Source organism: Deltaproteobacteria bacterium, from assembly GCA_026129095.1.
Taxonomy (GTDB): domain Bacteria; phylum JAGRBM01; class JAGRBM01; order JAGRBM01; family JAHCIT01; genus JAHCIT01.
On sequence record JAHCIT010000017.1, the window covers coordinates 21,180 to 30,482 of the forward strand.

Below are 9,303 nucleotides of genomic sequence, written 5' to 3' on the forward strand. Positions count from 1 at the left end.
CTGTCGGGTTCAATCGAAATTATTTGGAAATATGTCATCCTGCTGAAATCACGGAGAGTTTCCGTCACGGGCAAATCGGGGTGTGCGCTTCGTCACCTTCCGCAAAATATTTCCCGGTCCAGAATATGTCTGTAAGGCGAGGATTTTCCCATGGACGAATATCTGTGGCCGGCGCGGAATGTCGCCGAATACGCCTACTGCCCCCGGCTCTTCTACCTGATGGAGGTCGAGGGCGTTTATCTGCCGAACGAGGAGACGGAAGCTGGCAAAGCCGTTCACAAGCGGGTGGACCGTCCGAGTTCCGATACGGAAGACGAAGTAAGGCCCAAAAGCGTTCGCAGTCTTACGCTCACCAGTGGCCGGTTGAAACTGACAGCCACGCTCGATCTGGCCGAAATCGACGGCAACCACGCCATACCGGTCGAATACCGCAAGGGGCGTCCGAAGAAGACCGTCATGGCCCCGCCGCCGGACGACCCTGGCGAATCTGATGAACCGCCCCTTGCCTCCACGGAACCCTGGCCCACCGACCGCGTCCAGATTGGCCTTCAGGTCATCCTGCTGGAAGAGGCCGGTTATGCCGTCCCCGAAGCTTTTCTCTACTACGCCGCCGAGAAACTGAAGCTGGCCGTGCCGGTTGACGAGGCGCTCAAAAAAGATGCGCTTGCCACCCTGGAGGCAGCCCAGGTCTGCGCAAGGGGGAGCCGCCCGCTTCCGCTTGTGAACGACCGGCGCTGCGAGGGCTGCTCGCTCCAGCCGCTTTGCCTGCCGGACGAGGTTAATTACGAACGGGCCGGGGATCCCGGCTCCATGCCCTCTCCCCGCAAGCTCTGGCCGCCCCGAAGCGACGGCATTCATCTGGTGGCCCAGCAGAAAGGAACCCGCATCGGCGTAAGAGGAACCTCCGTGCGAATCACCGACGACCGGGGCTCTGTGGTCAAGGAAATCCCGCTCGTGAACATGGAAAGCCTCTCGGTACTGGGTTCCGTCCAGATATCCACCCAGGCTTTGCAGGTATTCGCGGACCGGGAAATCCCGGTGGCCTATCTGTCGCCTGCCGGGCGCCTGGTTGCGCTCGTCGAGCCCGCCACCAGCACCAGCGGCCATATCCGGCGCGCCCAGTTCAAGGCGCTGGATGCCGAAACCGTCAAACTCGAACTGGCCCGGGCGCTGATCACGGCCAAAATCCTGAACCAGCGCAAACTCCTTCAACGCAATCATGCGGCACTGCCGGACGGCGCCCTGGACAACCTCACGCGGGAAGCCGAGGCCGCCGCCCGCGCCGAATCCACCGACAGCCTTCGTGGGCACGAGGGGCGAGCGGCGGCCATCTATTTCGGCCTTTTCAGCGGCATGATCCGGCCGGAAGCCGGCAGGGAGTTCCAGGCGAATGGCCGCCAGCGCCGCCCGCCCCCCGACCCTGTCAACTGCGCCCTGTCGCTGGCCTATTCGATGCTCACCCATGAGGCGACGGCCGCTCTCCGGACGGCCAGCCTCGAAACCTCCATCGGCGCTTTCCACGTTTCACGGCCGGGCCGCCCGGCGCTCTCGCTCGACCTCATGGAACCGTTCCGTCCGCTCATCGCCGACTCCTGCGTGATCGCAGGATTCAACAGGGGTGAGTTCCGCGATGGCCATTTCGCCAGAACCGCCGCCGGATGCATGTTCACCGATCACGGCCGGAGGGCCTTTTTTAACACTTACGGCCGCCGGATGGACGACGAGGTCACCCACCCGGAGTTCGGCTACCGGCTCTCCTACCGGCGGATGATCGTCCTGCACGCACGGATGATCGCCGCGTGGTTCATGGGCGAGGTGCCGAGGCTATCATTCCTGACAACCCGGTGATGAGGAGGGGAAAACCGTGCGCCGCTGCTATCTCGTCTGCTACGACATCCGCGATCCCAAACGCCTGCGCCGGGTTCACAAGGCCATGAAGGGTTATGGCGAACCGTGGCAGTTTTCGGTCTTCTTCTGCGTCCTGAAGAACATCGACCGCGTCCGCATGCAGACCGATCTCGAAACGGAGATGAACCAGCGGGACGACCAGATTCTGGTCATCGACATGGGCGGCGATGAAGAAGCCGCCCGGAACGCGGCCGTCGTCCTCGGCCAGTCCATGAAACCGGCCGACAGCGGAATGGTGGTGGTGTGAGGCAGCAGTTCGCCCGCGAATCAGATCAGTTGCAGGAAATTGGCCGGCGCGAAAATCCCGTGCCGGCGAAGCGCCTCCGGCGACTCGCGTTCGCACAGCGCCCTCACGCTCTTCAGACGCTCGGCGGCAGCAAGCGCGAAGAACGGCGTCCCGAGCGAGCCTTCACGCTTCGTCCATTCAGGCGAGGCAACCCGGCTGCGTTCGGCAAGCAGTTCCGCCAGCGCAGCAGCGGCGATCCGCACCCGGCGGTCGGTTGACTCCGGAGGCGCAAAAGACGCCGGCAGGTCGCCGAGCCGCGCCCATTCGAGAGCAAGCTCCCTCAGCCGCAGGGCGTCCCGTGCGATCAGCGCTTCCGCCATCTGTTCCAGCAAGGCTTTCACAACGTCTCCCAGAGATCGTCCAGCGCGTATTTTGCCTTCAATTCGGTGCCGGGTTCAAGGTACGGAAGCATGGCAGCCCAGGCGGCCTCGCGGCCCATCCCGGTCTCCTTGAGCCTGCGGACCAGCGTTTCGGCATCCGAGATATCCAGATCGTCCCGCCACGCCGACAGCTTCATGGCTGCCAGCTGGGCGACCGACGGAATCGCGACCTCGATCCCCGGAGCCGAAAAGATGACCGTTTCCTGAACCGGTGGCCGGACATACGCCTTCGCCGCATCGTTCAGCCAGTCATCGGGCAACCCCAGTTTCGATCCCACCCCGGTGGCAAGCCGTCGCACCTGCGATGCATCGGCCGGTTCGAGGAAAACCGAATCGATGTCGTAGGTGCTGTCACGGCTGCCGAATCCCAGCGCCATCGCGGCTCCCCCGACGACCAGCAGACGTATCCGCGTGCCGTCCGCGAGAGCGGCCGCGCCCAGCTCACGAAAGGCGTTTTCGATGGCGGTTTTGGAGAGACGGGACACGTCGGCAGCCTCCGGAAGGTCCGTCAGTAAAGCCTACCCGGTTTTTCACCGGACCGGGCATTCGTCCCGTTGTATTCTTCGGAAAAACAACAGTGACACGTCTTGTCACCGGACCATGCCAGTATGGACTGGAAGTGGAAATGGCCGTCCATGGAAGTTAGGATTTTGCAAACACGAAGGAACTTCCATCCGGGAGAGGGTAAACCGATGCCTCAAAACCAAACCATTACGCCAACTCAACGCGCATACACTCTGCGGCTCCGCGGAGCGACAAAGGACGACAATTCCTGGCGCGACGCCATCTGGAAAACCCACGTCGCCGTCAACAAGGGTGCGAAGGTCTTCGGGGACTGGCTGCTGACGTTACGGGGCGGCCTGGATCACAATCTGGCCTCTGACTCTTTCGGCAAAAAAACACCTTCTGAGACCGAAATCCGGAACCGGAAAATACTGCTCGCATTGTCGTGGCTGTCGGTGGAATCCAGGGAAGGAGCACCGGCAGATTACATTATCCCTGCGACAGACACGGAAGACACGCTAAAAGAGATACTTCATGGGCGCGGGGTTATTGGGAAAGACGCGGACGAATGGGTCGCCATGGCTGCTCCGTCATTAACAGCCGCGATTCGTGACGATGCTGTATGGGTGAATCGCAGCAAGGCGTTCGATTCATTCGCAAAAAAAATGCCTTCCGGTTTCGATCGAACATCTGCGTCCGCCGTCATCTTTGGCTTCTTCGGAAAGCCCGAAGCGTATTTTTTCATCGAAGCTGCCAATACTTCGGATGGTGACGAACCGGGCGCGGAAGAAAAGCCTCCGACTGGTAAGGACGTAGACGAACCGGCCGACTTCTCGAATACGGCTCGCAGCTGGCTGAGTGCCAACTGGGGTTCAGGTGAAAAGGCCGACACCGAACATGTCGTCGGAACCCTGCAGCGAATTGGGAAAACCGATCTAACCAGTTTTGACGGCGATGAACCAGAGGCCTTGCTCAGGTTCCTCGTTACGTGCTGCAACGGACAGATCGACCCCACCACGGATAAGGTGACCCTGCTGAAGACTATCGGGAAGCTGATCGGATGGAAGGGTGCACCCTCGATGGGGCGAAAGGCGCTCGAGAAAGTCGCTGAATCCAGACAGGTAACACAGGAACTCATCGACAACCTTCAGGACAAGTTCCTGTCGGAGGCCACCGACAAGAGCGAAGACATCGGGAAAGTTATTCCGGAGTGGATTCGTCAACTACGGCCGCAAATCGAAGGCGCGATCGGGATAACGTTCCGTGCTCCTACTTCCGATGACAGGGAACGGGATTTGATCGGCGAGTATTCGGTCCTGCTCGACCACGCAGCCCGCCGCGTTTCCATTGCACATTCCTGGATCAAGTGGGCCGAAGCCGAGCGGCAAAGGTTTGAAGATGACGCGATGAAGAAAAATAATATACCGTCGGCCGTCAGGGATTGGCTCGACGACTTCTGTCAGAAACGTTCTCAGACGTCGGGGGCTGAAAATCAATACCTTATCCGGAAGCGTGCGCTTGAAGGCTGGAAAGAGATTGTCGCCGCGTGGAGTACCCAATCCTGCAAGACGAGGGACGACCGCGTTCAGCGTGCACGGGAAAAACAGGATGAACTGGACAAATTCGGAGATATCAACCTGTTCGAACGGCTTGCCGATGACGACGCGCGTGTCGTCTGGGAATCAGGACCGGATCACCTGATCAATTATTCCGCCGCTCAGGTTGCCGGACATAACCAGCAACGCTTCAAGGTGCCTGCCTACCGGCATCCCGAACCACTCAAGCATCCCGTATTCTGCGATTTCGGCAATTCACGCTGGTCGATCTCCTTCGATATTCATGAAGCCGTTAAGAAGGCCACGAAAAGTGCGGCAAAACCTGCAAAGAAAAAGGCTTCCAGCAACGCCGAGGTCACCGGGGAAATCCCGTCTACCGACGACCGCACTCTTTTGTTGGGCCTATGGAATGGAAACTCCGTTGGCGACAGACAGCTTCGTTTCGCCTCCAAACGTTTACAATGGGATATTACGTCCCCATTGCCTAACGCTGGCGAAAAAACCGAAGTCGTTCGTGCCGACCGGTTCGGACGGGCTGCGACCGGGGCGGCCATTACAGAATCTGTTTTGGCGAAAAGCATTTTCGAACAAGATTACTGGAACGGCCGCCTCCAGGCCCCTCGCGCCCAGCTAGACCGACTCGCCCATTACCTAGAGAGAAAAGGTTTAGACTGGACTGAAGAAAGCCGGTGGGACGGGAAAGCCCGAGCTTTGCGCGACCGGATCAACTGGCTGATTACGTTCTCAGCCAAGCTGACGCCTCAAAAGGGACCATGGCTTGAGTATGCCGATGCGAATGGTCTTAAGCTCTATTCAAAACCATCCGACGATGGTGCCTATCCTTTCAGCCGGCCAGGGCAGGACAAACAGGAAAAACGCGGTTCCATGGCCCGTCTCGTGCTTTGCCGCCTTCCTGACCTACGCGTGTTGTCTGTAGACCTCGGTCACCGGTTCGGGGCCGTCTGTGCGGTCTGGCACACGCTGTCGGGTGAGCAATTCCAGAGAGAATGCAAAGCCGCCAGGAACGAAGGTGCGGAAGTCACGGTCAGGGACCTGTACTGCCACATCAAATTTCCCAAGAAAAAATCGAATAACCCCAGCAAGAAACAGCAGAAAGAAGGGAAGGACGATTTTCATCCAATCCGCATATACCGCCGGATCGGCGGCGACCTGCTGCCTGACGGTTCACCTCATCCCGCGCCCTGGGCGCGGCTGGAGCGCCAGTTCACCATCAAGCTCCAGGGGGAGGATCGGAAAACTCGGCGGGCAACTGCAGATGAAATGAACCGTGTCCGGAATTTCGAGGCGGAAATTGGCCTTGTCAGACGCGCCGATGAAAAACTGCCCATCCGTGTCGATGAACTCATTTCCCAGACCGTCAGGAATGGGCGACTGGCATTACAGCGTCACGGCCGGCGCGCTAAGATTGCGTGGGGCTTCCTGACAGACGAACAGCATCTCCCCGGCGGTCGCTTCGCACCTCTCACGGCCGACGCACGCAAAGAGCTTTACGAAAACACGCTGCGCGACTGGGCTGATCTGGCTACAGACTCGCGATGGCGGGACACAGCTTCCCGCGAACTTTGGGAAATTCATGTTCAGATACATCTGAAAGATCCCCAGGTGGAAGAAACGCGCCAAGGCCGCGAAGACCGGCTTGCCTCGATGAAAGATGGGATCGCTTCGGTAGCCCAAAAGCTGGTCACCGATGCGAGTCTACGCAGTAAACTCCATCAGGTTTGGGCGACCCGCTGGCATACCGATAATAAAAACTGGAAAGAGCGACTTCGCTGGCTGCATGACTGGATTTTGCCACGAGGGATTCGTAAGGAACGGAAAGATAAATTGAAGATGGTGCGGGGAATGGGCGGATTATCAGTCGAACGCATCAACTCCATTAAAGCGCTATACCAGATTCAAAAGGCCTATCGCACTCGCCCCGAGCCGGGTGATCCGAGAAAAAACGTCCCTCAAAAGGGAGACAATTCTCTCAATAAGTTCGGCCAATCCATTCTCGACACCTTGGAAGAACTGCGCACCCAGCGCGTGAAGCAGCTTGCCAGCCGGATTGTCGAGGCCGCACTCGGAATCGGTATTGAGCCGAAGATCAAAGGTCCCAAGGATGTCCGCCGGCCGCGTGAGCGGATCAAGGATTCGCGCTTTGTTCCCTGCCATGCGGTTGTGATCGAAAACCTCCAGAACTACCGGCCGGATGAACTCCAGACCCGGCGGGAAAACCGGATGCTGATGAGCTGGGCGTCTGCGAAAGTGCGCAAGGCGCTTCAGGATCACTGTTATCTGTATGGCCTTCACCTCCGGGAGGTTTCCCCGAACTACACGTCTCGTCAGGATTCGCGAACGGGAGCACCTGGCGTGAGGTGCACAGACGTATCTGTTCACGATTTTCTTACGTCACCTCTTTGGCGGAAAGCGGTCAGCAGGGCAAAGGAGAATATCGGAAAGGGAAACACCGGAAGCGAACTCGACCGCTATCTCGAGGGCCTTGATAACAGTCTCCAGAAGGAATGGGGATCAAAAAGCCGCGAGGAACGAAACCAAGCCAGACCAGTCCGTATCCCCCGCAAAGGCGGGGACCTGTTCGTTTCAGCGGACAAGGACTCGCCCGCCGCAAAGGGCCTCCAGGCCGATCTGAACGCCGCCGCCAATATCGGTCTCAGGGCACTCCTGGACCCCGACTGGCCGGGAGCCTGGTGGTATGTGCCGTGCGATCCGAAAACGAATATCCCGGTGAAAGAGAAGGTCCTGGGATCGGTTGCATTCGCTGACAGCAAGCTTCCGCTGGTTCCTGTCCAAGAGGAATCGGAGTCTGCGAAAAGCAAAAGGGGTAGAACCAGGGGCGCGAAGGAAAAGACCGTCATTAACTGGTGGCGGGACCTGTCGGCAGAACCGGTTGGCCCCGGAAACGGCTGGAAAAACTACGGTGAGTATCAGAATCGTACTCAGTTCCGGGTCGTCCAGAATCTCCGGACTCACTCCAAGGATAATTGAACTCTGGCAGTAATTTTGGTATAAAGGGTTTGCTCCTATAGGGAGCCTCGTTTCCACAGAATGTGTCTCCCCCTTCGATGGGTTTAGCACTGTGGGGTTTATCAAGTCCGCGTCACTCGTTTGACGTGAGGTGTTCTTTGACAAGTTGGCTTCGGCGAGTGCGGTGGTGGTGCAACTCCCCCTCGGGGGCACTCGCGCCACGGAAAGCGGCCGTGATCTCACGGTATTACGGCGAGCGGGCGGCCCAGGCAGCGGGTCTGAAATGTCCGGCTCCGGCAAGCGCTCGCGGATTTGACAGAAATGCCTGCGGTTCCGCCTGGTTGCGAGCGCCGCAGCCGCCGGAGCCGACGCGGACCTGATCAACTGACACGAGTTCGAAGTGCGGAAGATCGCGGAACTTCTCGCCGCCGGAGCCGACGCGGACCTGATCAACTGACACAGTTTGTGGGCGTTCCGGCTCAGCGAAAATGGATGCCGCCGGAGCCGACGCGGACCTGATCAACTGACACTCGATATCCGGCTAGTGTGTCCAATGTGTCTCCGCCGCCGGAGCCGACGCGGACCTGATCAACTGACACGCCGTGAGCATGGCGGACGGCGTCCAGAGCGCGTTCGCCGCCGGAGCCGACGCGGACCTGATCAACTGACACTAGCGGAGATCGCCTGCGGCCCATGCGGCCCTGACGGCCGCCGGAGCCGACGCGGACCTGATCAACTGACACCCTCCAGTTTTTCATCAACCGCCTTGATGGCGCTGGCCGCCGGAGCCGACGCGGACCTGATCAACTGACACTATATTCCCTTGTCACCTAGTTTCCCGGCCCTGCTCATGCCGCCGGAGCCGACGCGGACCTGATCAACTGACACCCCCGGAACCACAGCGATCCCGGTCGGGCTCACCGGCCGCCGGAGCCGACGCGGACCTGATCAACTGACACGGTGTGCGGCGCCCGCGTGAGCCGAGCCCAGCAGCGCCGCCGGAGCCGACGCGGACCTGATCAACTGACACCATGTCCAGGCTGCGGATGGCGGGGATCGGGACTGGGCCGCCGGAGCCGACGCGGACCTGATCAACTGACACAACTGGAATGGAGGGGAGGGGCCAACCCTCTCCCCTGCCGCCGGAGCCGACGCGGACCTGATCAACTGACACGGCTCGCAGTCCGGGGACGTGACGCGCCTCAACCGCCGCCGGAGCCGACGCGGACCTGATCAACTGACACTTTACACCGGCCACTGCCGGAACGTGATAAGGAGCCGCCGGAGCCGACGCGGACCTGATCAACTGACACGATGGGGGCCCGCCGATGTGGGCGGGCTCACGGTGCCGCCGGAGCCGACGCGGACCTGATCAACTGACACCTTGATCTTGCGTTCGATCTCATCGCCTTCGTTGCGCCGCCGGAGCCGACGCGGACCTGATCAACTGACACCCGGCCTTCTGGGGCGGGACCACCGGGTCGAAATGCGCCGCCGGAGCCGACGCGGACCTGATCAACTGACACGCCTTGCCGTAGGAATCCCGCAGGATTCTAGCGGCCGCCGGAGCCGACGCGGACCTGATCAACTGACACCGTTTCCGGGGCCGCTCCCCGGAACCGGCTCCGAGCCGCCGGAGCCGACGCGGACCTGATCAACTGACACTGACTCCTGGTCTGCG

5 protein-coding genes and 1 CRISPR repeat array are annotated in these 9,303 nt (G+C 60.1%); of the genes, 3 read left to right on the forward strand and 2 right to left on the reverse strand.

Features of this window, described 5'->3' with window-relative positions:
- The first annotated feature begins 150 nt into the window (after window positions 1-150).
- Window positions 151-1,848 carry a CRISPR-associated endonuclease Cas1 gene (gene cas1 / locus KIT79_15670; protein ID MCW5830745.1) on the forward strand — a complete coding sequence of 566 codons (1,698 nt, stop codon included), beginning with the start codon at window positions 151-153 and terminating at the stop codon, window positions 1,846-1,848.
- A 16-nt stretch (window positions 1,849-1,864) separates the two neighbouring features.
- A complete protein-coding gene (gene cas2, locus KIT79_15675; GenBank protein MCW5830746.1) occupies window positions 1,865-2,155 on the forward strand; it encodes a CRISPR-associated endonuclease Cas2 in 291 nt (96 codons plus the stop codon).
- A gap of 20 nt (window positions 2,156-2,175) precedes the next feature.
- Here the strand turns inward: cas2 and KIT79_15680 are convergent, their stop codons facing one another.
- Entirely contained in the window at window positions 2,176-2,535 is a 360-nt protein-coding gene (locus KIT79_15680) for a hypothetical protein (protein MCW5830747.1), read from the reverse strand.
- Window positions 2,532-3,059, reverse strand: coding sequence for a hypothetical protein (locus tag KIT79_15685; GenBank protein ID MCW5830748.1), 528 nt, complete (start codon window positions 3,057-3,059; stop codon window positions 2,532-2,534). Before KIT79_15685 ends, KIT79_15680 begins: the two co-directional genes overlap by 4 nt.
- Before the next feature lie 150 nt (window positions 3,060-3,209).
- Between KIT79_15685 and cas12b the strand changes: the two genes are divergently transcribed.
- Window positions 3,210-7,643, forward strand: coding sequence for a type V CRISPR-associated protein Cas12b (gene cas12b / locus KIT79_15690; protein ID MCW5830749.1), 4,434 nt, complete (start codon window positions 3,210-3,212; stop codon window positions 7,641-7,643).
- Between the two features lie 334 nt (window positions 7,644-7,977).
- Window positions 7,978-9,287: direct repeats of the CRISPR family, unit length 36 nt; unit sequence GCCGCCGGAGCCGACGCGGACCTGATCAACTGACAC.
- Window positions 9,288-9,303 lie beyond the last annotated feature (16 nt).

What these genes read in the sequence shown, in the direction of transcription:
- cas1 (MCW5830745.1), top strand. Translation starts at nt 151, where the DNA reads ATGGACGAATATCTGTGGCCGGCGCGGAATGTCGCCGAATACGCCTAC.
- cas12b (MCW5830749.1), top strand. Translation starts at nt 3,210, where the DNA reads ATGGAAGTTAGGATTTTGCAAACACGAAGGAACTTCCATCCGGGAGAG.